Annotated in this window: 26 protein-coding genes; 13 read left to right on the forward strand and 13 right to left on the reverse strand. The window is 41.5% G+C overall.

All coding sequences use genetic code 11. The annotated features are described in order from the left end of the window. Window positions 1-885 carry a methylisocitrate lyase gene (gene prpB, locus F946_RS09815; protein ID WP_004696708.1) on the reverse strand — a complete coding sequence of 295 codons (885 nt, stop codon included), beginning with the start codon at window positions 883-885 and terminating at the stop codon, window positions 1-3. Window positions 886-1,131: 246 nt separating this feature from the next. Here prpB and F946_RS09820 point away from each other — a divergent pair, with 246 nt between their 5' ends. The 3 genes from F946_RS09820 (at window position 1,132) to F946_RS09830 (ending at window position 3,387) form a co-directional block, all read left to right on the forward strand. Next, complete coding sequence (locus tag F946_RS09820; protein WP_004981800.1) at window positions 1,132-1,782, forward strand: TetR/AcrR family transcriptional regulator; 651 nt, start codon at window positions 1,132-1,134, stop codon at window positions 1,780-1,782. A gap of 121 nt (window positions 1,783-1,903) precedes the next feature. Continuing rightward, window positions 1,904-2,824 (forward strand): ornithine carbamoyltransferase, encoded by a 921-nt coding sequence (gene argF / locus F946_RS09825; RefSeq protein WP_004981801.1) that lies wholly within the window; start codon window positions 1,904-1,906, stop codon window positions 2,822-2,824. Window positions 2,825-2,913: 89 nt separating this feature from the next. Next, a complete protein-coding gene (locus F946_RS09830; RefSeq protein ID WP_004981805.1) occupies window positions 2,914-3,387 on the forward strand; it encodes a hypothetical protein in 474 nt (157 codons plus the stop codon). Between the two features lie 27 nt (window positions 3,388-3,414). On the opposite strand, the gene F946_RS09835 is transcribed toward F946_RS09830, so the two are convergent. The 8 genes from F946_RS09835 to rpiA form a co-directional block, all read right to left on the reverse strand. Next, window positions 3,415-3,768 (reverse strand): YnfA family protein, encoded by a 354-nt coding sequence (locus tag F946_RS09835; RefSeq protein ID WP_004981808.1) that lies wholly within the window; start codon window positions 3,766-3,768, stop codon window positions 3,415-3,417. An 87-nt stretch (window positions 3,769-3,855) separates the two neighbouring features. After that, window positions 3,856-6,132, reverse strand: coding sequence for an ATP-dependent Clp protease ATP-binding subunit ClpA (gene clpA, locus F946_RS09840; protein WP_004981809.1), 2,277 nt, complete (start codon window positions 6,130-6,132; stop codon window positions 3,856-3,858). A 9-nt stretch (window positions 6,133-6,141) separates the two neighbouring features. Beyond that, window positions 6,142-6,558, reverse strand: coding sequence for an ATP-dependent Clp protease adapter ClpS (clpS, locus tag F946_RS09845; protein WP_004981811.1), 417 nt, complete (start codon window positions 6,556-6,558; stop codon window positions 6,142-6,144). A gap of 17 nt (window positions 6,559-6,575) precedes the next feature. Beyond that, window positions 6,576-7,322: a DUF6776 family protein gene (locus F946_RS09850; RefSeq protein WP_004696694.1), complete on the reverse strand. Its 747-nt coding sequence runs from the start codon at window positions 7,320-7,322 to the stop codon at window positions 6,576-6,578. 79 nt (window positions 7,323-7,401) lie between these two features. Then, complete coding sequence (gene argC, locus F946_RS09855) at window positions 7,402-8,457, reverse strand: N-acetyl-gamma-glutamyl-phosphate reductase (protein WP_171065412.1); 1,056 nt, start codon at window positions 8,455-8,457, stop codon at window positions 7,402-7,404. Window positions 8,458-8,564: 107 nt separating this feature from the next. Further along, a complete protein-coding gene (locus F946_RS09860) occupies window positions 8,565-9,599 on the reverse strand; it encodes a GGDEF domain-containing protein (protein WP_035326700.1) in 1,035 nt (344 codons plus the stop codon). Between the two features lie 259 nt (window positions 9,600-9,858). Next, entirely contained in the window at window positions 9,859-10,542 is a 684-nt protein-coding gene (locus F946_RS09865) for a YgjP family zinc-dependent metalloprotease (protein ID WP_004981819.1), read from the reverse strand. A 127-nt stretch (window positions 10,543-10,669) separates the two neighbouring features. Next, the gene (rpiA, locus tag F946_RS09870; protein WP_004696685.1) at window positions 10,670-11,341 is read right to left on the reverse strand and encodes a ribose-5-phosphate isomerase RpiA; all 672 of its coding nucleotides are present in this window, start codon (window positions 11,339-11,341) and stop codon (window positions 10,670-10,672) included. A gap of 107 nt (window positions 11,342-11,448) precedes the next feature. On the opposite strand from rpiA, the gene ilvA reads away from it, so the two are divergent. After that, complete coding sequence (ilvA, locus tag F946_RS09875) at window positions 11,449-12,987, forward strand: threonine ammonia-lyase, biosynthetic (RefSeq protein WP_004981822.1); 1,539 nt, start codon at window positions 11,449-11,451, stop codon at window positions 12,985-12,987. A gap of 40 nt (window positions 12,988-13,027) precedes the next feature. Here ilvA and F946_RS09880 read toward each other — a convergent pair whose 3' ends face one another. Next, entirely contained in the window at window positions 13,028-13,522 is a 495-nt protein-coding gene (locus F946_RS09880) for a hypothetical protein (RefSeq protein WP_004981827.1), read from the reverse strand. A gap of 150 nt (window positions 13,523-13,672) precedes the next feature. On the opposite strand from F946_RS09880, the gene F946_RS09885 reads away from it, so the two are divergent. Next, entirely contained in the window at window positions 13,673-14,326 is a 654-nt protein-coding gene (locus F946_RS09885; RefSeq protein WP_004981828.1) for a potassium channel family protein, read from the forward strand. Next, entirely contained in the window at window positions 14,323-15,672 is a 1,350-nt protein-coding gene (locus tag F946_RS09890; protein WP_004981830.1) for a TrkH family potassium uptake protein, read from the forward strand. The genes F946_RS09885 and F946_RS09890 overlap by 4 nt, the downstream gene beginning before the upstream one ends. Before the next feature lie 60 nt (window positions 15,673-15,732). Here the strand turns inward: F946_RS09890 and F946_RS09895 are convergent, their stop codons facing one another. The 3 genes from F946_RS09895 to F946_RS09905 all read right to left on the reverse strand — a co-directional run bounded on the left by F946_RS09895 (window position 15,733) and on the right by F946_RS09905 (window position 20,438). Further along, a complete protein-coding gene (locus tag F946_RS09895) occupies window positions 15,733-16,872 on the reverse strand; it encodes a phospholipase A (RefSeq protein ID WP_004981834.1) in 1,140 nt (379 codons plus the stop codon). Window positions 16,873-16,889: 17 nt separating this feature from the next. Continuing rightward, a complete protein-coding gene (locus F946_RS09900) occupies window positions 16,890-19,829 on the reverse strand; it encodes an insulinase family protein (RefSeq protein ID WP_004981837.1) in 2,940 nt (979 codons plus the stop codon). A 159-nt stretch (window positions 19,830-19,988) separates the two neighbouring features. Next, entirely contained in the window at window positions 19,989-20,438 is a 450-nt protein-coding gene (locus F946_RS09905; RefSeq protein WP_004696669.1) for a GNAT family N-acetyltransferase, read from the reverse strand. 139 nt (window positions 20,439-20,577) lie between these two features. Here F946_RS09905 and F946_RS09910 point away from each other — a divergent pair, with 139 nt between their 5' ends. The 7 genes from F946_RS09910 (at window position 20,578) to cydX (ending at window position 26,287) form a co-directional block, all read left to right on the forward strand. After that, window positions 20,578-21,582 carry an adenosine kinase gene (locus F946_RS09910; RefSeq protein WP_035326943.1) on the forward strand — a complete coding sequence of 335 codons (1,005 nt, stop codon included), beginning with the start codon at window positions 20,578-20,580 and terminating at the stop codon, window positions 21,580-21,582. Window positions 21,583-21,596: 14 nt separating this feature from the next. After that, window positions 21,597-21,908, forward strand: a complete 312-nt coding sequence (locus F946_RS09915) for a Rieske (2Fe-2S) protein (RefSeq protein ID WP_171065413.1) — start codon at window positions 21,597-21,599, stop codon at window positions 21,906-21,908. An 18-nt stretch (window positions 21,909-21,926) separates the two neighbouring features. Next, entirely contained in the window at window positions 21,927-22,544 is a 618-nt protein-coding gene (locus tag F946_RS09920; protein ID WP_004981845.1) for an OB-fold-containig protein, read from the forward strand. A gap of 703 nt (window positions 22,545-23,247) precedes the next feature. Continuing rightward, window positions 23,248-23,439 carry a cytochrome oxidase putative small subunit CydP gene (cydP, locus tag F946_RS09925; RefSeq protein WP_004696660.1) on the forward strand — a complete coding sequence of 64 codons (192 nt, stop codon included), beginning with the start codon at window positions 23,248-23,250 and terminating at the stop codon, window positions 23,437-23,439. Beyond that, complete coding sequence (locus F946_RS09930) at window positions 23,439-25,019, forward strand: cytochrome ubiquinol oxidase subunit I (RefSeq protein WP_004696658.1); 1,581 nt, start codon at window positions 23,439-23,441, stop codon at window positions 25,017-25,019. The genes cydP and F946_RS09930 overlap by 1 nt, the downstream gene beginning before the upstream one ends. Further along, complete coding sequence (gene cydB, locus F946_RS09935; RefSeq protein WP_004981849.1) at window positions 25,016-26,161, forward strand: cytochrome d ubiquinol oxidase subunit II; 1,146 nt, start codon at window positions 25,016-25,018, stop codon at window positions 26,159-26,161. The genes F946_RS09930 and cydB overlap by 4 nt, the downstream gene beginning before the upstream one ends. A gap of 24 nt (window positions 26,162-26,185) precedes the next feature. Continuing rightward, window positions 26,186-26,287, forward strand: coding sequence for a cytochrome bd-I oxidase subunit CydX (gene cydX / locus F946_RS17060; RefSeq protein ID WP_002120988.1), 102 nt, complete (start codon window positions 26,186-26,188; stop codon window positions 26,285-26,287). Window position 26,288 lies beyond the last annotated feature (1 nt).

Below are 26,288 nucleotides of genomic sequence, written 5' to 3' on the forward strand. Positions count from 1 at the left end.
TTAATTCTCCTGTTTAAACAGCTTGTCTAATGTGTTTTCAAAGGTGTGATAATCCAGAAATTCGTAGAGTTCTTTGCGCTGTTGCATTTTGTCGAGGACGTTAACTTGGGTACCATCATTGCGAATGGCATGCATGACTTCAAGTGCTGCCTTTTGCATGGCACGAGTCGGTGACAGTGGGTAGAGCACCATCGAGATGCCTTGTTCTGCCAGTTGTTCTTTGGTGTAGTACGGGGTATCGCCAAATTCGGTAATGTTCGCCAGTACTGGAACACCGACTGCATCGCAGACGGTTTTGTACATGGTAATGTCAGTCATTGCTTCAGCAAAGATCGCATCGGCACCGGCTTCTACACAAGCACAGGCACGATCAATTACCGCTTGTAGGCCTTCTTTTTGTAGGGCATCGGTACGTGCCATCACCACAAAGTTTGCATCGGTTTTGGCATCGACTGCAGCTTTTACGCGGTCAACCATTTCTTGTTGAGTGACGATTTCTTTGTTTGGGCGGTGGCCACAGCGTTTTTGTGCTACTTGGTCTTCGATGTGCACTGCGGCTGCCCCTGCGGCAATCATTTGTTTCACAGTGCGGGCAATGTTAAATGCCCCACCCCAACCGGTGTCGATATCGACCAGTAACGGGGTGTCTACACGTTCGGTAATGCGGCGTACATCTTCCAAAACATTATCCAGACTGGTCATGCCTAAGTCAGGCAATCCATAAGAGTAGTTGGCTACACCAGCACCCGAAAGGTAGATGGCCTTGTAGCCCACCTGTTTCGCCATCATTGCTGCATAAGCATTGACTGTACCGATAATTTGTAATGGTTTTTCCACTTCCAGTGCTTGTCTAAATCTTAAGCCTGCAGATCTTTGTTCTGTCATCGTCCTTTCCACGGCATTTACTTTAATTTTCGAGTTTTGAGTATAGCCATAATGACTGAATTGGCTATGACATTTTAGAATGATCACTCTAAAACTTTAGTCCCATGGTTCACGTTTTTATTGTGTAATTTTCTTCCATGCATTGGGCTTTAGTGGTAAACAGATAAGCCCCAAAACAACAATGTGTGCATATTTTTGCTATGATAGCAACTAGAGATCCACATTTATTAGGCTGTTGTTAGTTATATGCACGACTCAGTTCAACTAGAACCCCTTACACGTGACATACCTCACACAAAACGAGGTCATGAACGCTGTCTTGCATTTTTATTAAGTGCAAACGAGTTGTTTTTGCAACATGGCTACGATGCAGTTTCACTTGATGATATTGTCAATCATGCGGGTGGTTCAAAAGCATCGATTTACAAATATTTTGGAAATAAAGACGGTCTTTTTACAGCAATTTGCGACTACCGTCGTGAACTGTTTTTTAAAGATATTTGTATGCCTTTTGATTTCACTAAGGACAATTTGCGCGTTTATTTAATACAAACCATTTTAAATATTCAAACGCATCTTGTGCTTCCAGAAAATGCCTCTTTTTTAAGACTCATTATGGAACAAGTACAACGTAATCCACAGTTAGCCTTTCATATTCACAAACAAGGGCCTAAACATATTGAAGATGCCGTGGCTTGTGTTTTAAGCAAAGCAGATGAAATAGGCATTATTCGATGTGAACATCCAAATTATTCTGCACAGCTTTTTTTTGGTATTGTGCGTGAATTAGAGTGGCGAGTACTCATGAACATCTATGTTGAAGAAAATGAAAAAGAAAATCTAGAATATGTTCATTATTGTGTAGATCGTTTCTTAGCAGGTCATCAAAAAGTCTAGTTTTTTTGCAATTTCCTTTGCATATAGTATATTAATCGACTCTCTTTTTTCTTTTCACCAACCAACAACTAATTGTTGTTCTGTACCTATTTCGGTTTTCAGCAATTATTGTGGAGTAACAATGGCTCTACGTCACTTTCTTACCTTACGCGATTTATCTACTTTAGAACTGAACCAAGTTGTGCAACGCGGTATCGAACTAAAGCGTAAACAGCACAACAGCGAAGTATTCCAACCGTTTGTTGGTAAAGTCATGGGTATGATTTTTGAAAAATCGAGCACCCGTACCCGTGTATCGTTCGAAGCAGGCATGAGCCAGTTTGGTGGCAGTGCAATTTTCCTCTCTCCACGAGACACCCAATTGGGTCGTGGTGAACCGATTGAAGATTCAGCACGCGTGATTTCAAGCATGTTGGATATTGTGATGATCCGTACTTTTGGACATGACATTGTTGAACGTTTTGCCTCTTATTCAAAAGTTCCTGTGATTAATGCTTTAACCGATGATCACCACCCTTGTCAATTGCTTGCAGATGTTCAAACTTTTGTTGAACACCGTGGGCCTATTGCAGGCAAAACGGTAGCCTGGATTGGTGATGGCAACAACATGTGTAATTCATATATTGAAGCTGCACATATGTGGGGCTTCAAGTTAAAAATTGCTGCGCCTAAAGGTTATGAACCCAAAGCAGAATTTTTAAGTGAATTTGCGCATTGTGCAGAACTGGTTAACTCAGCTGAAGATGCTGCCGTAAATGCAAACCTCATCGTGACTGATGTATGGGCAAGCATGGGCCAAGAAGAAGAGCAAAAAATTCGTGAAGCTGCTTTTGCAGACTATCAAGTGAATGAACGTCTTATGGATCTTGCTCATCCTGATTGTTTATTTATGCACTGCTTACCTGCGCATCGCGGCGAAGAAATTTCTGAAAAGATGCTCGACCATAAAAATGCTGTAGTTTGGGATGAAGCTGAAAACCGCTTACATGCTCAAAAAGCACTGGTTGAGTTTTTAATCAATGAAAATACCAAGAAAGATTAATTAATTTTCCAACGAAAAGCACCTAAGGGTGCTTTTTTTATACGGGCAAAGCTATAATCGGAACATAATTTTTATAAGCGACACTTTCCATGCATTTCAAAAAAACTGGCCTGTGCCTTGCTACAATTCTAAGCTCTACTTTTTTTCAGGTTCAAGCCTCAGAGTTTGATGACTACTTACAATCCAAACAAATCATTGATCAAAATTTTAAAATTAAGCAACCAGAAACGTTGAATGAAATATTAACGGTATTAACCGCAGAAGATTCTCGAACCCTCCCAATTGAAATTGATAACAACACCATCATTGAACAATTTAACCTATATGCAGACCGTACCGAGCTTAAGGGTTTGATCATTACCCCTGATTTCGCGCAGTTTGAACAAGATTTAGGCACAAAAGAAGTTCAAAAAGTGATTAAAAAGAATGTTGTGCAAAACTGTAATACTTTCTTCGAGCATCAATATCAACGCCATAACCCCTACATTGTCAAATTACAGCTCAGCTCTGAGAAAAATAGCTACGATTTAGAATTAAAGCAAAAAGATTGTGGCATCAAATAGTACCTTTTTAGCGATTGGTTCCCTACTTTAGCGAACCAATCCTTGCGGTTGTAAGATAATCATGGCCGCACCAATCAATACCACTGCCCCGCCCATTATATCCCAACGGGACAAATAAACTTGATCGACATAACGCAACCATAGCAATGCGGTAAAAATATAAATTCCGCCATAAGCGGCATAAATACGTCCTGACGCAGCCGGATGTAAAGTCAACAACCACACAAAAGCGCCTAGCGCTAAAGCTGTAGGAATCCACAACCAATGACTTCTTCCCTGATTTAAAATCAAATAAGGGAAATAACAGCCTAATATTTCTATCACAGCGGTTACCAAAAATAGTACAAATGTACTTAAGACTTTCGTCAATTGAATATCCATGCAACCTACTTTTATGACTTCTAACTGTTAAATACTTTTTCAATAAAAAACCCGTGCAAACACGGGTTTTTTATTATGTAGCGATCTTTAAGCAGGTTCAGCCGTTTGGTCTTCAAAAACTTCAAGTTTTAAGCCAACCGCTTTACCATTTTCGTTCTTCACAGAGACCGCAACATTACCACCATGTTCTGCAAGCTCACCAAATAGAATCATTTCAGCCAGTGGCTTTTTCAAATGCTCTTGGATGAGTCGTTGCATTGGGCGAGCGCCCATTAAACGGTCATAGCCATTTTCAGCCATCCACTCACGTGCACTTTGATCCACTTCTAGAATGACTTTTTTCTCATCCAGTTGCGCTTGGAGTTCAGTTAAGAATTTATCCACTACATTTTCAATTACTGTCGTTGGTAAAGCTTTAAACTGAATCACGCTGTCTAAACGGTTACGGAACTCTGGAGAAAATGCTTTTTTCATCGCATCTTGGTTATCATTGCTATTGTCTTGATCCATAAAACCAATACTCACGCGAGAAATACTTTCCGCGCCAATATTTGTGGTCAGGACCAACACCACATTACGGAAGTCTGATTTACGACCATTGTTATCGGTCAATGAACCATGATCCATGATTTGTAGCAATAAGTTGAACACGTCTGGATGCGCTTTTTCAATCTCATCTAGCAATAATACACAGTGCGGATTTTTATGAATCGCATCGGTCAACAGACCACCTTGATCAAAGCCGACATAACCTGGAGGCGCACCGATCAAACGTGAAACCGCATGGCGTTCCATATACTCTGACATATCGAAGCGAACCAGCTCAACACCCAGTAATTTCGCAAGCTGCTTGGTGACTTCTGTTTTACCTACCCCCGTTGGGCCTGCAAAAACAAAACTACCCACAGGTTTATCTGGTGATTTTAAGCCTGCACGCGACAGTTTAATTGCTGAGCCTAAAGCTTCGATGGCTTCATCTTGGCCAAAGACCACACGTTTTAAATCACGTTCAAGATTTTCAAGAACGGTCTTGTCATCTTTAGATACTGTTTTTGGTGGAATACGTGCAATTTTTGACACGATATCTTCAATATTTTCCACTGTAATCAAGGTGTCATCTTGCTCAGCTTTCAGACGACGTTGTGCCCCTGCTTCATCAATGACATCAATGGCTTTATCCGGCAAGAAACGGTCATTAATAAACTTCGCAGACAGCTCAACCGCAGAAATTAAAGCTTTGTCATCATATTTAACATGATGGAAATCTTCAAACTTGCTCTTCAAACCACGTAGAATATCAATCGTTTCTGAAATAGATGGTTCATTGACATCAATTTTTTGGAAACGACGTGACAATGCATGATCTTTTTCAAAGACTTGGCGGTATTCTTGGAACGTGGTTGAGCCTATGCAGCGCAATGAACCATTAGCCAATGCGGGTTTAATCAAGTTTGACGCATCCATCGTGCTGCCCATACTTGAACCTGCACCAATAATCATGTGGATTTCATCAATAAACAAAACTGCTTCTGGTTTCTTTTTCAACGCGTTTAAAAGCTGTTTTAAACGTTTTTCAAAGTCACCACGGTATTTGGTTCCTGCTACCAAAGCACCAATGTCCAAGCTATACACTTCAGCATTTGCCAATGGTTTCGGTGCTTTACCATTAACAATGAGCCAAGCTAAGCCTTCAGCAATCGATGTTTTACCGACGCCAGGATCACCGACCAATAACGGGTTATTTTTACGACGACGGCATAGAATTTGTGCTGCGCGCTCAATTTCTTTTTCACGACCAATTAAAGGATCTGTTTTACCCTTTTGTGCCTCAACATTTAAGTTGGTTGTATACAGCTCTAAAGGGCCTGCGTTGCTTGAACTGGTCGATTCACCATCAAGATCTTCAATTTCTTCTTCCACTTGCACTTCGTCTTTACGTGTGCCGTGGGCCAAGTATTGTGTCAGTGTTAAACGGTTAATTTGATGGCGTTTCAAGAGGTAGACTGCAAAAGAGTCACGCTCAGAGTACATCGCCACTAAAATGTCTGCGCCTTCAACTGTACGATCACCACCGCTTGATTGCACATGGAAAATTGCACGTTGTAAAATACGGTCAAAACTTTCAGTTGGATGCGGGGCTTGATCACTGTTTTCGCCCAGCTTAGGGGTGTGCTGCTCTACATATTCTTCAAGCTCTTTGCGAAGCACAATAATATCTGCACCACAGGCTTTCAATGCATTTACGGCCGAATCATTATCAAGTAAAGCCAATAATAAATGTTCAACGGTTAGGAATTCATGTCTCTTTTGTCGAGCCATACTAACAGCCAAACGTAAGGATACTTCTAATTGACGACTGAGCATGGAACCCCCTTAATCTTTCGGCTCAATCTGACAAAGTAAAGGATGACCTTGAGACCGAGCGTAATTATTGACTTGGTTTGCTTTTGTTTCCGCGATGTCTCTCGGGTAAACGCCTGCAACACCTTTTCCTTCATAATGTACAGTTAGCATTACTTGAGTGGCTTGGTCAAGATTCAAAGCAAAGTATTGTTGTAAAATTTCAATAACAAAGTCCATTGGGGTGTAGTCATCGTTCATTAAAACGACAGCATAGAGTGGAGGACGCTTAAGTTCTGGTGGCGCGGTTTGGACAGCGACATCCCCATTTTCTTCTTCATGCGGTTCATCATTGCTCAAGCGCGGGCTGATATGCCAATCGACATAGCCAGATTCATGAAAAGACTGCTTGATTTCATTTAAACACGTTGAACGCTTAGAGATACCCATAAACTTACAATTCACAATTATTGTGCATTCGCCTCAGCCTGAGGAATTTCAGAGACAAATGCTGATTGACTTTCTACGGCTTCACCACGTGACCAACTAAAGCGTCGTGTCACTGGTGTGCTACCTGTTAAACGGACTTCGATAAACTGTGGCGTAAAGCCTTTAGGCATCGTCCAACGCCCTGTTAAACGCTCATAGTTTTCAAAGTTAAAGTTTTTGTCTTCAAGAGGTACAACTAAAACCTCTGTACCACGAATGAGTCGGAGTTCAACTGTACCTGAAGCTGCACGTTTAGATGGACTGACTTGAACCAAATCGAGTTGATATTCAAATGCATTTTCAGGCAAAGGTTTAATCGCAATATGCTGCACAGCCAGTGGAATACCACCGCGTTGACGCAAAACCTCACGGTAAATCACAGCTGTGGTTTCAGATTGCGCTTGTTGATCCAAAGCTTTTTGCAATGACAAATACAGCTCATTTGAATTGGTCACAGCAACATCACGCTCTTGAACAGCAGCATTGTAGTTTTTATTTAAAGCATCCAGACTGGTCTTTTGCTTTTGTACCACTTCGACCAGTTGCTCAGCATCTGCATCAAAACCTACCACCGTTAAACCCTGACGATGTCCGACGGTATAGCCCAATACCCCACTTGCAACCATCAATATTGCAGCACCAATTGCCAAGGGCTTATTGGTCTGTAAAAACGGCTTTGCAGGTTCAGGCTGTTGTGACGTCATATTTGTGTCAGTGTTCGGCATCGTCATCTCTTATTTTGATTCAATTCAAAACACACATTTAAATCGAAATCTAAATGTGTGTGAAGTTTTAAAACGTTTTTTATGGTAATAAACCAATTCCATCTAGGCCCGCAGTTTCAGCAAATCCAAACATTAAGTTCATGTTTTGAACGGCCTGACCTGCTGCCCCTTTAACCAAATTGTCTTGTACAGAAATGACCACCAACTTTTTCGGTTGCGGTTTATACAGCGCAATACGTAGTTGATTTGCACCCCGCACAGAACGTGTCTCTGGTGAGCTTCCCGCAGGCATCACATCGACAAAAGCTTCATTGGCATAAAACTGTTCATATAAACTTTGCACATCAGCAGCTTCACCCGCATCGGTTAAGTCCACATAAATCGTGCTAAGCATTCCACGAATCATTGGTACCAAATGTGGGACAAATAAAATGTAGTTAAACACCTCTTTTAAGCATGAAATATTTTCCAACGCTTCCACAATTTCAGGATGATGACGGTGACCTGCAACACCATAAGCTTTGAAATTATCTGCATTTTCAGAATAGATCATCCCAAGGCTGGCTTTACGGCCTGCACCAGACACACCCGATTTTGCATCAATAATAATACTCTCAGGTTTAACTAATGTGTCGTTTTGCTTAAATAATGGCGCTAAACCCAGTTGTACTGTTGTTGGATAACAACCAGGGTTACCAATGACATTGGCTTGTTTAATCTGCTCACGGTTTAATTCTGACAAACCATAAACTGAGTCTTTCAACAGTTCAGGACACGCATGTTGCATGCCATACCATTTTTCAAACTGCTCTAAGTCTTGTAAACGGAAGTCTGCGGCAAGGTCAATCACTTTGGTATTGGCAGCCACCAATTCTTCGGCATGTTTCATGGCAACGCCATGCGGTGTCGCAAAGAACACCACATCACATTTTTTCAGTTCATCGATATTCAAATCTGAATATTTAAGTTCGGTATGTCCACGTAGGCTTGGGAACATATCATCTACACGGCGACCGTCTTCTGTACGCGATGTTAATACGCTTACTTGCACATTTGGGTGTCGTAGTAAAAGACGCAACAATTCAACGCCTGTATAACCTGTACCGCCGACAATACCAACTGAAATCACGTGTATTACCTCAAACTTAAACTGTCCATTTCGTAACTGCCTAGTATGACAGGAAGTTTCTGCTTTCTAAACTGTTTTACTTGGAATTTATGCGTTTTTAGTGCTATCGACACCTAATGAGACACATCCAATATACTCTGTGCAGGCTCACAACCAATCTGATTTCGTCCCGAATGTTTCGCCTGATATAACAATTGATCGGCAGCATGTATGGCATATTTTAAGTTGGGTTGATGTACTGCCGCCAGTCCAAAACTTGCTGTCACGGCAATACTTTTTGAGGATAATCGTGCATCGGCAATACCTAAACGAATACGATTGGCAATGTTATAAGCCAGCGTGGGGTCATCAATTTGCAATAAGACAATGAATTCTTCCCCGCCAAAACGCCCCACCAAGTCGTGCTCACGGACATTTTGCCCAATAATGTGACCGACTTGTTGTAAAATTTGATCACCCACCAAATGCCCATAGGTATCATTTATTTTCTTAAAATGGTCAATATCACACATGAGCAAGAAATAAGGCTGTTTAGAGAGCTGATGCAACTTCCGTTTAGCGGCTTCGTTAAAGCCACGTCGATTGAATAAATGCGTTAGCGGATCTCTTAGCCGCTCATCATTGAGTTGATGGATAATATCGCGTACCAAGGTTCCGAGCAGCACTATTGCAAACCACATACTCAAGATAATGCTCGCAGCAAGCATCATCAGCCACCAAACTGAATTTGCCAGCATGTCTGCTTCGATATTTCTTAAAAAGAGAAAAATAATGATTCCGCGAACAAAGGTATACAGCACAATAAACAAGTAAGAAAAGTCGACTATTTTATTGAGCAAATCAATCCCTTGATAATGTTTAAACATTGAAAACAAAACCAAAGACTCAACCAATGCAATTGAAATGTTCAGAATCAGCATCCTGATCCACAGTTGATCATCTACATAGGAATAATAACTGAGTGAAAGTAAAGCCATCACGACCAAGGCCAGACACCAATATGAACGTGCATTGGCGTTCTTTCTTAAGCCCATGGCATAAGCGCTGGCCCATGCGCCAAACAAATACATACTGCCTAAAATGGGTGCCGACAAAGCCAACTGCTTATTCGACATAAAACTTTGTGCCGCCACAGAAAACGAAGGCACAATATATCCAAGCCCGAGCCACAATAAATATGAGGGAGCCCTAAAAGCAAAATGACATATTAAAAGCAAGCTTCCCATTAAAATCAGGCAAGCTGGAACAATTAATATAAAATAGTGGATATCTGTAAAATTCACATTTGAGGTCTTTGGACTGAAATTGAGGAATGTTTACCTTAGATCATGAAGTTTAGAGCATTTTTTGGCTAACGCTCAATCAATCAGAAGAAATTATTTTTAAATTCTGCACGTAAAATTAACTTTAAGCGCTTGCCCACCAATGCGGCAATGCGGTTGTTTTTAAGGTTTTTCGATGCTGTTGAAAAGCAGCATCATATTTGGCAACTTCCGCCCAAAAACGTGCACTATGATCAAAATGTTGCGTATGTGCGAGTTCATGCACACAGACATAACGGGTAATGGCTTCAGTAAACAACACTAAAGCACTGTTAAGCATGATGTCATGTTTGGCACTACAACTCCCCCAGCGGGTCTTGGGCTGACGAATTGAGCATTGTGCAAATTTTAAACCAGTTTCATGACTAATCTGTTGCAAATAAACAGGCAAGTGCTGTTTGGCATATGCAATTACAAAAGATTTTAAATAACTTTCGGGCTGACGGTCACTGATCCAAAGCTGGTGATTATCCTTATCCAAAATATACGCATTTTTTTGTGTTTTATAGCTCACCGTTAAAGCATTTTGGCGATTAAATAACCGCAACTCTGTGGGAAGGGTTCGATCTATCTGTACCAGACTGGCTTGTTGCTTCTGCCAAGTTTCAACCATCCACTGTTCAGATTGATTTAAAAAATCCTGAATTTGCCGTTTGCTACAAAACTTAGGCACGGTTAAACGAATTTGAGTTGGTTCAACACGAAGTCGTAACCGGGTCGCACGTGCATGATGGGTGATTTGAATTTCAGGTAGGTCTGCTAAGGTCATTAATATTATTCTTTTATTGAATCATCCTCCCCGGCCCTCCTTTTGAAAGGAGGGAGAAAAACATAAGATAAAAATGTTTTTGCTTTTAGCCTCTTATTTTCAAAGAGAGGTTTGGGGAGATTTAAAATTAAACCGCGGTACGTTCTTCAATACCGCTGTCTGTTGCAACAACTGCCACATCTGCTTTATTGATTGCAAAAATACCATTACACACCACACCTGGAATGTCGTTAATGGTTTTTTCAAGCTCAAGCGCATTTAAGATGTTCAGGTTATAGACGTCTAAAATCACGTTACCGTTATCCGTCACCACGCCTTCACGGTAAGCAGGATCACCACCGAGCGCTACAATTTTACGTGCCACAGCTGAACGAGCCATTGGAATCACTTCAATCGGAAGTGGGAAGTCACGCCCCAATTGATCTACCCACTTAGAGTCATCAACGATACAAACAAATTTTCTCGCAATTGAAGCCACGATTTTCTCGCGAGTAAGTGCAGCCCCACCACCTTTGATCATATGCATATGACGGTCAATTTCGTCTGCGCCATCTACATAGGCATCTAAACCGCCCACAGAGTTCATATCAACGACTTCAATGCCTAATTTCTTTAAGCGCTCAGCCGTTGCTTCTGAACTTGCCACAGCCGCCTCAAGCTGAAGTTCTGGTAAAAGCTCAATTAAGAAATTGACGGTACTGCCTGTACCCACCCCTAAAATGCCACCTTTAGGTAAGTGCTTTAAGGCAGCTTTTGCAGCAGCTTGCTTTTTTTCATCTTGGGTAGCATACAGACTCATAATTTGGCTCAACTATTTTTTGACATTTGTTGCTGATTTTACAGCCCAAATGTACAGGGGTTTGTTACAATGATCCTCTATTTTAAACTGTTAAATGGGAAATTAACATGCTGTCTCGTTTGGTTCGACAAATATTACAAGCAACAGTCTACGATGTTGCAATCGAAACTCCACTCGAAGCGGCACCTCGAATTAGTGAGAAACTCAATAACAACATTCGTTTTAAGCGCGAAGACTTACAACCAGTCTTTTCATTTAAGCTGCGCGGTGCCTATAACCGCATTAGCCAACTTCCTAGAGCTCAACTTGAACGTGGCGTGATTACCGCATCTGCTGGCAACCATGCCCAAGGCGTAGCACTGTCAGGTAAAAAACTCGGGATTCGTGCCATTATTGTGATGCCAAAAACCACCCCAGATATTAAAGTTCAGGCAGTCAAACGCTTAGGCGGTGAAGTGGTTCTCCATGGCGACTCTTTTGATGTTGCAAACAAATACGCAATTCAACGTGCTGCAGAAGATGGTATGAGCTTTATTCCACCCTATGACGATGAACTGGTGATGGCAGGTCAAGGCACGATTGGCAATGAAATTTTGCGCCAATGGCGCGATGTCGACTATGTCTTCGTCGCTGTTGGTGGTGGCGGTTTAATTGCTGGTGTAGCAGCCTACTTAGGCGATGTTGCACCACATGTCAAAGTCATTCCTGTTGAATATGACGAATCTGCTTGTTTAAAAGCCGCATTTGAAGCTGGTGAACGAGTTGTACTGCCTCAAGTCGGCTTATTTGCCGACGGTACGGCTGTCGCACAAATTGGTGAAAAACCATTTGAAGTGATTCAACTACAAAAGTCGGATAACTCAGGCCCGATTGTTGAGCGTGAAGTGGTTTTAGTCAATACCGACGAAATTTGTGCCGCCATTAAAGACACCTATGATGAATGTCGTAGCATCGTTGAACCATCGGGTGCGATGGCCTTGGCAGGGATTAAAAAATATGTTGAAACTCACGAGCTGATTGGGCAAAACATCGTCTCAATTGTATGTGGTGCAAACATGAACTTTGACCGTTTACGCTATATTGCAGAACGCACTGAATTGGGTGAACGTAAAGAAGCTATTTTTGCTGTGACCATTCCAGAGAAAAAAGGTTCATTCCTGAATTTCTGCCGAGCGCTACAGGGCCGTAATATCACCGAGTTTAACTACCGTGCGAGTGATGCCAGTGCAGCGCAAGTCTTTGTCGGCATTAGCTTAAAAGGCGGTGAAAAAGAGCGTCACGATATTTTTGAAGCACTCAAAACTCAGTTCGATGTCGATGACTTGTCTGATGATGAAGTAGCAAAATTGCATATTCGCTACCTAATTGGTGGTCATGCAGACCTTGAAAATGAGCGTTTGTTCCGTGTTGAGTTCCCTGAACGCCCAGGTGCACTGTTAATGTTCCTCGAACGCCTTGGCCCTACGCACAACATTACCCTATTCCACTACCGTAACCATGGTGCGGCGGAAGGTCGCGTCCTCGTTGGTTTAGAGGCAAGTGATGCGAAACAAAACCCAGATGGTTTGATTGAAACTTTAGAAAGTATTTCGTATCCATATGAAGAAATTACCAATAACCTAGGTTATCAACGTTTCTTAAAATAAAAGATTCAATACATACATAAAACCGCCCTTCGAGGCGGTTTTATTCTATGAGCTGCATCGGCTCTTCATCACCAAACGTGTGGTTATACGTAACAATAATTCTATCGATCAGCTCATCATTATGCGGTACCAATAGCCAATAAGGGTTTTCCCGCTCAATAACCAATAAACTGAGTTCATAAGGCTCAATAAAAATTTTAATGTGATTAAAAATAACATCAAAACTAAATTCAAAATCATAACCATGCATGTCTGAGGTTTCTTCTTCCTCACTGTCATACATTTGATAAAAAGACGCCATATCATCATTAATTTGGTTTTTCAGCTCGTCTAAGTCAATACCTAACTGCTGGAGTCGATGGCATTCATCAATACCATTTTGTCGAAAATCATCGAGTTCTATTTTTTGAATGTTTGAATAATAGCTATTCAACCAACGTACAAAGTGCTCGAACTCATCTTGTTCTTCTGGAATTGCGGTATCATTCAATTCTGGAAATGCGATCCTGAGGGATTCATACAGTGTCTTCCGCATTTATATACTCCTTTGGATGAGTGATATATTGGTATAAGGCAAAGCGCGGTTGATCGAAAATAGCGTGTCTGTATAAAGATGACATCTTGTGAAATTTGGCACAACATTCGTTAACAATCGACGTATAAAAAAATTTAAAGGAAAGATGACATGGCACAATTTGCAGTGATTGGTTTAGGAAGCTTTGGAGCCACAGTTGCAACTCAACTCATTGAACTGGGACATGATGTCATTGGTATCGATAGTGAAAAAAAATATGTTGAAAATATTTCTGAGCAGGTGACCCATGCTGTCATCGCCGACGCAACAGATGAACATGTCCTCGATGAATTAAATATTAAAAACTGCGATGCCGTGGTGGTCGCAATTGGTGAAAATATTGAAGCCAGTATTTTGTGTGTACTGCACCTCAAAAATATTGGGGTTGAAAAAATTTGGGTCAAAGCCAAATCAAAGTCGCACCATATGATTTTAAGCCATTTAGGGATTAGTAAAATTATTCACCCTGAAGAGGACATGGGCGTGCGGATTGCGCAGTCTTTATGCTACCCCATGGTCAGTCGCTATATGGCGCTTGAAGATAATCACTATATTGTCAAAATTGAAATTGATGAAAAACTACAAGGGACTCGCTTCCACCAACTGATGGATCAAGCACCTGATGTGAAAACATTACTCCATAAACGCGGAAAAAACGTTTTGTACAGCATTGACCCCAATTTAATTTTACAAGTGGGTGATATTCTAGTTGTTGAAGGTTTAGTTGAAACATTACGTCGTCTTTCAGCACGGTTCAAATCATGAAAAAAGTCAAAGAATGGCAACCCCCAAAAAACAGCACCATTAATTTAAGCCCGCCCAGCCTGCTGGCTTTAGGGTTTTTGAGTTTTATTATTATTGGGACCCTGTTATTAAAGCTACCCATTTCACACCACGGTGAACTCAGTTGGGTTCACTCTTTGTTCACCGCCAGCTCAGCAGTCACCATTACGGGACTGTCTGTGGTGAATGTCGGTGAAACTTTTACCGTAACAGGTAAAATCATCATCATGCTACTGATTCAAATTGGTGGCTTAGGCTTTATGACTTTTGCAATTTTAGCCGCACTGAGTCTGTCGACCAAACTCGGTTTAAAGCAACAAATCATGGCGCAAGAGACCATTGGCCAAACCAGCTTATCCAAAGTATCCTTCACCATTAAAGGGGTACTGCTGTATTCCTTATTTTTTGAAGCGATCGGCACGGTTATTTTGACCATTGCATGGTTAGAAGATTACAACTTCAATCAAGCTCTGTTTTATGCGGCTTTTTATAGTGTATCTGCATTTAACAATGGTGGCTTTTCACTGTTTCCCAACAGTCTAATGAGCTTCTCGGGCCAGTATCTCATTACCTTTACCATCAGTATGCTATACATCATTGGTGGGACAGGTTTTGTGGTGTTAATGGACATTAAACGCAGCAAACGTTGGAAAGGTTTAAGTACCAATAGCAAACTGATTTTATCCACGATTGCAGGTTTGAACCTGATTGCTTTTGTTCTTTTATGGGCAATTGAATCGAACAATCCCCTCACCTTAGCGCCAATGAGCTTAGGTGACCAAGCTTTAAATGCATGGTTCCATGCCACAGTGCCTCGTTCATCGGGTTTTAACAGCCTCGATTTGGCACAAATGAAAGATGCCTCGACCCTCGTGACCATGTTACTGATGTTCATTGGGGGCGGCTCGATGAGTACCGCAGGCGGGATTAAAGTAGGTACTTTTATTATTGTTTTACTCAGCGTGATTAGCTTCCTTAGACGTGAAGATGAAATTCGTGTGTTCAATCACTCTGTTTCTCAAAAAACCTCTTTTAAGGCGATGGCTGTCGTCTCTATTACCGCAGCACTTATTTTCTTAGGCATCTTTAGTTTATCTTTAATCGAACCTAATCATCAGTTTATGGATTTGTTATTTGAAGCTATTTCCGCTGCTTGTACTGTCGGTTTGTCACGTGGCATCACCGGTGAGCTTCAACCTGCCAGTTTATTTATCCTGATGCTCTTGATGTTCGCAGGTCGTTTAGGCCCTTTAACGCTGGCCTACCTGATAGCAACGCCGAAAAAGAGCCGTCTAAAGCACCCAACTGCCGATATTCAAATTGGTTAAAACACTAAAACTTAGACATAAAAAAACCACGTATCAAACGTGGTTTTTTATGTTTCTAAATTAGTACCAATTCATTAAGGACACGCCCAAGCCCACATAAGTCGCTCGGTGGTTATAATCAATTAAGCTTTCGCCATAACCATCAAACAACTGGAAATGGCCACGCAACTTCCCTGAAATAGGAAAAGCCCAGTCAAACTGTGCAGCACCACGTGAATCATCACCACCTTTTAAACTATGACGTAGCATGAGTGAAAAATCATGTTCATTCCAGCGGTAGAATGCTGTTAAGTCACCCCGTCCGACATAATCCTTAATATCAGGGTTATTATCATCACCTGCATCTTCGTCTAGACGGTACCAAGGGCGCAGCATGAGCGCAAAGTTGTCTCTTTCAAAACCCACATTCAACATGACACGATTCCAACTACGTGACAGCGGATCGGAACGACCATTAGACTGATGGTTGAAAGTTAATCCCAGTAAGCGACCATTTAAACCCAACAATTCATAATTGGTGCGGAAAACCAAACTGGCTTCAGGCTCATAGTTCGTTTCACGGAACGGACGTGATTCATCACTATTATAAAGCTGCCAACGAGAAGACTGGGTATAACCCAACCAAACATCACCATTGTCCCCAAATAGGTTTTCCACAGCTTTAGTTTTTAAAGACAGTTGGAATTTCGCTTCCATTGACTTTAGGTTCTGATCTTCATCCACCGTATTGGTCGGATTTGGACTTTGTGGATATTCATTTTTATCTGTCGTCCAAAAACCAGGCATTAAATACACTGGTTGGTAGGCACGAATATTCCAAGTTCCCAGTTTGCTTTCTGGTGAAAGCTCCCAACGACTATCCATTAAAGATAAATTTGGGGATATTTTAGGGCCTTCCGAAGCAAAGACAGAGCTTACACTTTGTGCAATCTTCCCTGTGATATTTTCAGGTTCTGGTGCAATTTCCATGGCTGCACGTTGCTCAGAAACAATATGTGGTTTTACTGCTTCAGGAATTTTAAATAATGCATCATAACAAGCCAAACGGTCTGCATTCGATGCCAATGCAACACATGCTTCGGCTGTTGCAGGAGCTGCAGGTACTTCGGAAATTTGTGCATGTGTTTTAGCGACACCCAAAGTACTGAGCACAGTCATGCTCAGTACTAAAGTTGAACGCTCAAATGATTTGAACGCCATACGACCCTCTTATTGTTTTACTGAACTTGTTGAATACTAAAACCTAACTCAATTAAAGTATCACGCTTCGCCATAGGTGCAACCACGGCTTTCGTTGGTTTTTGTTCAAGCAAGTATTGTACCGCCACACGTTGCAAGTCCTCTAAACCCACAGCCAAAAGACGGCTACGTAACTGCTTACGGAAGGCTGGTGTACGTGCATGTAAAAGTGCATAACATGCCGTAATCGCTTCACCCGCTGGTGAACCTGGTTTGTCCATACCCGCAATCAAACCTAAAATTGCTTCTTCAAGCTGATGAGGTTTTTGCTCAGTATTGAGCAACCATTGCACACTGGCTTCAAAGTCATTGAAAGTTTCAGCCAAACGCGGGTCACGGTAGCTATAGAAGCGGAATGAACATGCGTTGCCGTCATAGCTTGCGCCACCACCATAAGCCCCACCTTTTTCACGAATTGCACTGTGTAAGAAACCATTACGCAAGTACGCTGCCAGTACCATCAGCGGTGCAGCATCTGGATGTGACACCTCAACGGCTTGATAAGCCGATGAACAGAATTGAACATTGGCTTGAATTAACCACGCCTCATCTGCATCGGTATCGATCTGCTCAGCCGTTTTCAAACTCACAGTTTGCTCAGGAATGGCTAACTTGTCCCACACATTTTTAACTTCTTCAACCAAACGGTCTGACTGATGTTCTTCACAAACCAGTAAGAACTGTTTTGGTGCTTGTAAAAGTTTCAAATGAATCGCTTTTAATTCATTGATCAAATCATCATAAGCTGCTGCATCTTTTTCAATACGGCTGACTAAATCACCTAACCAGTTTAATGCACCCAAGCCTGTGTTGTGATAATCACGTTTTGCCAAAGCACTGTGGTTACGTCCTGCAATTTGCATGGCATAACTGTGTCCTGAACCTGACAGACGAGATGCCCAACGCGTTTTACGTTGTTGCAATAACTCAACAATTCGATCTTTTTCGTCAAAACGCAGTTGTTCAAATGCCAGTTTCAACAAAGCGATACTGTCAAAATTACTCACCAACGATTTTGTGGTCAGCGTTAACCATGCACTGATTTGATTTTTGTCATTTACTTGAGAACGTAAAGAGGCACCCATACCTAAACCACCACTCACCGCAGTTTGCAGTTGTTGTAGTTCTAGATAGTCATATTGACCTGCACCAACTTCACCCATCAAAATGGATAGCAAGTTAAAGTAAGGTGACTGCACTACATCTTGCGGAATCTGAATCAGCACTTGGTTGTAGTAAATACCATTCGTACCCGCATGATAAAGATTCAACGGATAATCGATACGATTTGAGATAATCTCACGCAACTGCCCTTGTACAATTTGCAGTTCAGCAGGCACATCTTCCAAGCCCACTTTTGGCAGAAGGTTAAGGTCATCTGGGGTATCTTGCCGGACTTTAAGTGCTTCAGTTTGTGCTTCAATTTCTGCTTTTTCAGCTTCTGTTAGCTGCGCACCAATTTCGGCTAAACGTGCTTTTTCTGCCGCCGCTTCCACTGCAGACTTATTAGCATCAGGCACCAAAGTCATTTGTATACGGTGCGGGTTATCAATCAAATAGGTTTTGATTAAGTTTGACAACCACATTGGATCTTTCAGTTCTTCTTTTACCGCAGCAATGGCTGAGTCTACATCCCATACAGTGACTGGATCGCTGTGGTGAATCGCACTACCCAAACCATTTAAAATCAGGCTTAGACCATAAGGCATGCCATCACCATTGATTTCACGTTGGTGCAATTCAATTTGATGTAAAATCGCATCCACCATGTTTTGGTCGACAGGTTTTGAAGCAACGTCTTCTAAAACCTTAAACACACCCGCTTTAAACTCAGCTGTATGTTCAGGATTTGAACCTTGTACGCCACAGTAGAATGTCATTTCATAGTTAGAGTCATCTACGCCCATAATCGGGCCAGTAGACTGTGCATAACCACAGGTCTCAAGGTAATGACGTAACGGAGAAGCCGAATCTTCTAACAATACACCTTCGACAAGGCGCATACCTAAGCGTAGTTTGATCTCACTGGCTTTAGGCAATAACCATGAAATGATGTGATAAGTTTTGTCTTTTAAATCTTCTGCATCTACCGCATAGGTTTCAGTCACTTCTAGCGGCGCAGTCAGACGTCGCTCTTCTTTAGAAAAGAGCGTTTCACCTTTTGAAAACTTCGCCAAGGCTAAAGTTTCAAACTGCTCTTGTAGATTGTAAGCAGGCTCATTACCAAAGGTCATGAAAACTGCATTACTTGGGTGATAATGCGACTTGTAGAAATCCACCAACTCAGGGTAAGTCAAGTCTGGAATATCTTTAGGGTCGCCACCTGAGTTGTAGTGATAAGTGGTTTCAGGGAATAAGTGATGCGCTAACTGATGATACAACTGGTCTGAAGGCGAACTCATTGCCCCTTTCATTTCGTTGAAAACCACACCTTTATAAACAGGCTCACCGTTTTCAAGCTCAATGCGAATCCCTTCTTGGGCAAAATCCAGCGGATTCAAATTGGCTGCAAAAGCCGCATCTAAATATACTTCAAGTAAATTTTGGAAATCTTTTTTATTCTGAGTCGCAAATGGATACGCTGTCCAGTCCGCCGCAGTAAAGGCGTTCATAAAAGTATTCAATGAACGCCGAATCATTAAAAAGAACGGATCACGAACAGGAAATTTTTCCGAACCACACAGTGCTGTGTGTTCTAAAATATGCGCTTCGCCTTTTGAATCCATAGGTTGGGTGCGAAAAGCCACCAAGAAAACATTTTCATCGTGATTGGTGGCCAAGTGATAATGCACTGCCCCAGTGACTTTATGTTTATATTCAGACACTAAAATGTCTAAAGCTTCAACATGGTGTTGACGTACCAACTGAAACGCAGGATGTACAGTTTGAGAAATGGTTTCAGTGACATCTACAGTCATGTGATCTCCTAACAATAATTAATACACTGCCTGCATTATAGCTTTAGTTGTCAAAAGATTTCACGCTGAAAACCCGAGTAATTTGCTGGAAATTTGAAAAGCATCTCACTGCTTTCCAAATTTCAGTCTTTTTGAGGGAAGCGTTCTCAGAAAGTACAACTAGATGAGATATTTAAAATAATTATAGTTCGGGTGATTCTCTACAAAAACATAGTTTTGCTTCTGATAGAAACTGGCTGCGGACAAATCCGCGGTATTTAAACACAGCGCAGAAAAGTTCGGACGTGCACATTTTTCTAAATGTGCCAACAACTGACGACCCACACCGCTCTTACGGTATTTAGGATGTACATAAAAACGGCGTACGCGCCCAATACGCGCCTCGATTTCATTTTCACCCCATTGCTGATTTAAACCGCCACAGGCAATCAATTGGTCCTGATCGTAGGCCAATAACAACACTTCACCCTTTTGATCAAAACGATTTTTTCCGCTTTGATATTCTTCGATCAAGCGGGTCAACGGTTCATATCCTTCTTTTGCCGCAAGTTGTGCTAAAGCTTGTATTTGAGGAGGTAATTGTTCTGCCGCTTGAATTAAAATTTCCATCTAAACTTCCTTGAATATGAGCAAAGCCATTTCACTACATTTGCCACGTAAATAAAATGAATTTTCCTCAACAAACTACAGCAATCTTGAGCATTGGTGTAAAATGTCGCTTTATTTTCAATACGTGACGAAAAAAGACATGGCAACTGTTGATCTTTTTGCAATTGGTAATGCACTAATCGACCAAGAATTTAAAGTCTCTGACGACTTCCTTATTCAACAACATTTGCAAAAAGGCACTATGCAGTTAACTGATGGTGAAACACAAGCAGATCTTTATAAAAAATTAAAAGAAACACAAAGCTATAAAGGTCAAGCTTCAGGTGGTTCAGCAGCCAACACCACCGTTGCCTTTAGTGCCTTGGGTGGTTCAGCATTTTACGCATGCCGCGTGGGTAATGATGAGCTAGGACAAACTTACCTCAACGGTTTGCACGAAGCAGGCATTAAAAACACTGAAAAATCAATCAGTGAAGGTGTCACAGGCACGTGTATGGTTTTGGTCAGCGAAGACTCTGAACGGACTATGCATACCTATTTAGGTATTACAGCCGAGTTAACTGAACAACAGATTGACTTTGAACCCTTAAAAACAGCGAAATGGCTCTATATCGAAGGTTATCTTTCAACCAGCGATAGCGCACGTTTAGCTGTTAAGCAGGCTCGTGAAATTGCCAAAGCTCATGGTGTTAAAATTGCATTAACCCTATCTGACCCTGCAATGGTGCAATACGCGCGTCATGGTCTAGATGAAATGATAGCGGATGGTGTGGACTTATTGTTCTGTAACCAGCAAGAAGCCATGATGTACACTGAAACTGAAACAGTTGAGGCGGCTTTAGCAAAACTTAAAACACTGAGCCAGCATGTGGTGATTACGCTTTCAGCTGAAGGTGCACTTATTTCAAATGCACAAGAAACATTTAATGTTGCAGGCCGTAAAGTACACGCTATCGATGCCAATGGCGCAGGCGATGCCTTTGCTGGTGCCTTCCTTTATGCAGTGAATGCGGGCTTAGGCTTACATACAGCTGCGCAACTTGCAATTTTGATTTCAAGTGAAGTGGTGTCACAGTTTGGCCCTCGTTTGGCTGTGGCAGATTACTCTGAATTGTTCCAACAACTGCAAAAGGAATGTGCATGATGCAAAAAATTTGCATGACAGAAGACATCCCGGAACGCGAAGCGCGTTCTTTTGAAACACCTAAAGGGGATACGATTTTTATCACCCAACGTGACGGTGCCTTCTTTGCTTACCAAAACATTTGCCCGCATTTGCAAGTTGAACTTGAATTTTTGGAAAACCAGTTTTTAGACCGCGACCAAGAATTTATTGAATGTTCGACCCATGGTGCGCTGTTTATGGTGGAAACAGGTGAATGCATTTCTGGCCCATGCCAAGGCGAAACACTTGAAAAAGTAGCGATTACCGTGCATTCTGACGGTGGGATTTATCTCACAGAAGAATAATGAAATTGGACGTTCACCATGTATGAGTTGCTACATCACCCTGACTTGATGCTCTTTCATTTCAGCTTATTGACTTTAGTCATACTCAGCATGGTGGAAACCTTAGGCTACTTTTTTAAATCCCGCCCAAGTCATTTCCTCAAAAGGCTCTCGCCACAAAAACTGACTGAATCTCCACTGCTAGACGTTAAGTTTTCTAAAGTGCTGATTGTGGTTTTTCTCTTACTTAATTTTAGTGTTGCAGGTTATTTCCTTCAGTTCTGCATCTATGCCAAAGAACAAACGTTTACTTCGGCTTACTATCTAATCTTGCCCGCACTGATTATTGCAATTTTCTTTACCGTTTTTATGATCCACTGTTTGGATCAAGTTATTAAACCAAGACCGGATAAAAAACAAACCAACTTACTGGGTCGTCTGGCGACCATCTCCAGCGGTAATGCACGTCCTGGTTTTTCGGCTCAAGCTCGCGTTCGCGATGAATATGGTCAACTCCATTATGTGCAAGTTGAACCTGAGTTTGGTGAACTTGAATTTCAGTCACAAATTATTCTCATTCGTCTAAAAAAGTCCCATTACATAGCAAAGAAAATTTCAAAATCCAATCAACTTTTTAACGGCGAAAGTACGCGCTAAACAAGCACCAAATCCAATCCTATTTCAACGCTGTACGTCTGTATGAGCATGTTTATCCTTTGCCATGCTCCCTACCAAGTGATCTTAATACAGGTTCAACCGCCAACAAAGCATCACAATGCTCTGTTTAAATCAAAGCCTTGCCTCATCTTCTTGCTCAATCTTTTTAAAGTAATCTTTCATTCACAATCCAGCTTTCTAGAATTTAAAAATATTTGCGCAAAAATTAAGCTCAGAATGAGAATTTTACTCCCCGCATCTGCCTTCAAGCTTATATGACACAATAAAAGACTTTTTAAATATTAATTCGATTTTCAATTCCTAATTTCCTTGTGATGTATGCAACAGATCAAACCATCCTTGATTCATATCAGTTAAAATCCATCATTTAAAAGCCCTATCACTTCTATAATCTTAAGACGAATTATCAATAAAATAACGATGAACGTTAAATATAAGTGTTTTAGTCGGATTTAAAATAAATATATACAAGTATTTTAGTCAGGTATTTAAATATAAACATAAGTAATTTGGTCAACTTTAAAATACAAAAAAAGTAGTTTATTTTTCATCACATCATTATTTTAAGTACATGTATTTAAAAGACTTAATAATATATTTTTTATTTAAGTTTAAAGACTATTTATCTTTTGTATGTTTTTGTTTAATAATATAAAGCAAGTTAAAAAATAGGCTTTGTGAAATGAGCTTAGTCCCCAAAAATCTCAATCAAAAAGTCACCAGAGAGATTGTGGCCATTTTAATCATTAAAGTGATTATTTTAATGGTCATTAAGAACATCTGGTTTGACGCCCCGACTATTCCTAAAAATTTTGACAATCAAGTTGCTGAGCGTATTGCAGGCAATCCATCCCCAATCAAGGAGACACGTTGATGATATCTGAAAGCGTGGTCGATCTTTCGCGGTTCCAGTTCGCTATGACCGCGATGTATCACTTTATTTTTGTTCCACTTACACTGGGGCTTGCCTTTATTCTTGCCATTATGGAAACCACCTATGTGATTTCAGGTAAAGAAATTTATAAAGACATGACCAAGTTTTGGGGGAAACTCTTCGGTATTAACTTCGCTTTAGGGGTCACTACTGGCTTAACCATGGAGTTCCAGTTCGGGACTAACTGGGCATATTACTCACACTATGTGGGGGATATTTTCGGTGCTCCATTAGCCATTGAAGGATTAATGGCATTCTTCTTAGAATCGACATTCATCGGTCTGTTCTTCTTTGGATGGGATCGCTTATCCAAAGTGCAGCACTTATGTGTGACATGGCTGGTTGCACTCGGTTCTAATATGTCTGCCTTATGGATTTTGGTTGCAAATGGTTGGATGCAAAACCCTGTCGGTTCTGTATTTAACTATGAAACCATGCGCATGGAACTGGTAGATTTTGGTGCTCTCATTTTTAACCCAGTTGCACAGGTAAAATTTGTACATACCGTGTCTGCGGGTTATGTGACAGGTGCTATTTTCGTTCTGGCTATTTCAAGCTACTACTTACTGAAAAAACGTGATATTCCGTTTGCGCGTCGTTCATTTGCCATTGCCGCAATTTTTGGTTTAGCTTCAACACTTTCAGTGATTTTACTGGGCGATGAGTCAGGTTATGAACTGGGTGATGTTCAGAAAACTAAACTCGCGGCCATTGAAGCAGAATGGGATACTCACCCTGCACCGGCACCCTTTACTTTGTTTGGTATTCCAAATAAAGAAACCATGACTACAGATTATGCAGTGAAAATTCCATATGTGATGGGTCTTATTGCAACACGTTCTTTAGACAAAGAAGTGACAGGCATTAAAGATTTGATCGTACAACACGAAGATCGTATTCGTAACGGTATGGTGGCTTACTCACAACTGGAAAAACTACGCGCGGGTGATACTTCTCCAGAGCTAAAAGCTGCCTTTGCAGAAACCCAGAAAGACTTGGGCTATGGCTTACTTTTGAAGAAATACACACCAAATGTGGTTGATGCATCTGAAGATCAAATCAAATCTGCTGCAAAAGACACGATTCCGCACGTACCAAGCTTATTCTGGGCATTCCGTGCCATGGTTGTATCTGGTTTCCTTATGCTGTTGTTATTTGCGCTAGCAACCTTTGCCGTGGCAAAACGCAATGCAGAAAACAAACCATGGTTACTGAAGTTCGCGCTTTTCGCTTTGCCTCTGCCATGGATTGCTGCACAAACAGGTTGGTATGTTGCAGAAGTAGGTCGTCAGCCGTGGACGATTGGTGAAGTTTTACCTACACACTTGTCAGCATCGAGCTTAAGCACAGGTGATGTATGGGGTTCTATCGCTGCCTTAGCTGCGTTCTATACCGTTCTTTTGATTATTGAAATGTATTTAATGATCAAATTTTCACGTCTTGGTCCAAGTTCGCTTCACACTGGTAAATACCATTTTGAAAAACTTGAAGCAGCTCGTAATGAGGAGACTCAAGCATGATCGAATATGAATTACTCAAAATCATTTGGTGGGTTTTAGTCGGCGTCTTGCTGATTGGCTTTGCCCTCACCGATGGCTTCGATATGGGCTCTATGGCGATCATGCCATTTGTGGGCAAAACAGATGAAGAACGCCGTGCGGCTATCAACACCATTGCTCCGCACTGGGACGGTAACCAAGTTTGGTTCATTACTGCTGGCGGTGCATTGTTTGCCGCATGGCCAATGGTTTATGCAACAGCATTCTCAGGCATGTATTGGGCGCTACTGTTGGTGCTGTTTGCCCTATTCTTACGACCTGTCGGCTTTGACTACCGCTCTAAACTGCAAAATACCAAATGGCGTACGTCATGGGACTGGGGTTTAGCAGTTGGGGGTGCTGTGCCTGCACTGGTCTTCGGTGTGGCATTTGGTAACATGTTCTTAGGCGTGCCATTTAGTTTAGATGACACCGTCCGCTCAACTTATACAGGGAGCTTCTTTGCCCTACTCAACCCATTTGCTTTAGTCTGCGGCCTAGTTAGTTTATCGATGCTGTGTGCACACGGCGGTGCATGGCTCATGCTTCGTACCGATGGTGACTTACGCAGACGCTCAGCACAAGCAACAAAACTTATGGGCATTGTTTATCTCATCTGTTTCTTAGGCGCTGGTGCTTGGTTGTACTTTGGTGGAATCGAAGGTTATACCTTAGTCACTCCATTTGACACCAATGGTGTTGCTAACCCATTAGCAAAAGAAGTCTTGACCAATGCCAACCATGGCTGGATGAACAACTACTCGACTTACCCAATTACCATGATTGCGCCTATCGCAGGTATCTTAGGTGGTTTGATTGTGGTGCTTGCAGCAGGCAAAAACAAAGCGGGCTTTAGCTTCTTAGGTTCAAGTTTAGCGGTCGTGGGTGCAATTTTAACTGCTGGTTTTGCGCTGTTCCCATTCTTAATGCCATCAAGTATTCAACCTGTTGCAAGCTTGACCATGTGGGATGCCGTTTCAAGTAAAACGACGTTAACTGTGATGACAGTTGCGGCATGTATCTTTGTCCCACTCATTTTGTGCTATACCACTTGGTGTTACTACAAAATGTGGGGTGTTATTACCAACACACACATTAAAGAGAATTCACACAGCCTTTACTAAGGCTGTGTCTAAGGAGATCAAATTATGTGGTATTTTGCATGGATTCTCGGCATTTTGATGGCTTGCTTTGCAGGTGTACTCAGTGCTTTGTATATCGAACATCATCAAGACCTTGATGAGGAATAAA

It is taken from the genome of Acinetobacter johnsonii ANC 3681 (assembly GCF_000368805.1).
Classification (GTDB): Bacteria; Pseudomonadota; Gammaproteobacteria; order Pseudomonadales; family Moraxellaceae; genus Acinetobacter; species Acinetobacter johnsonii.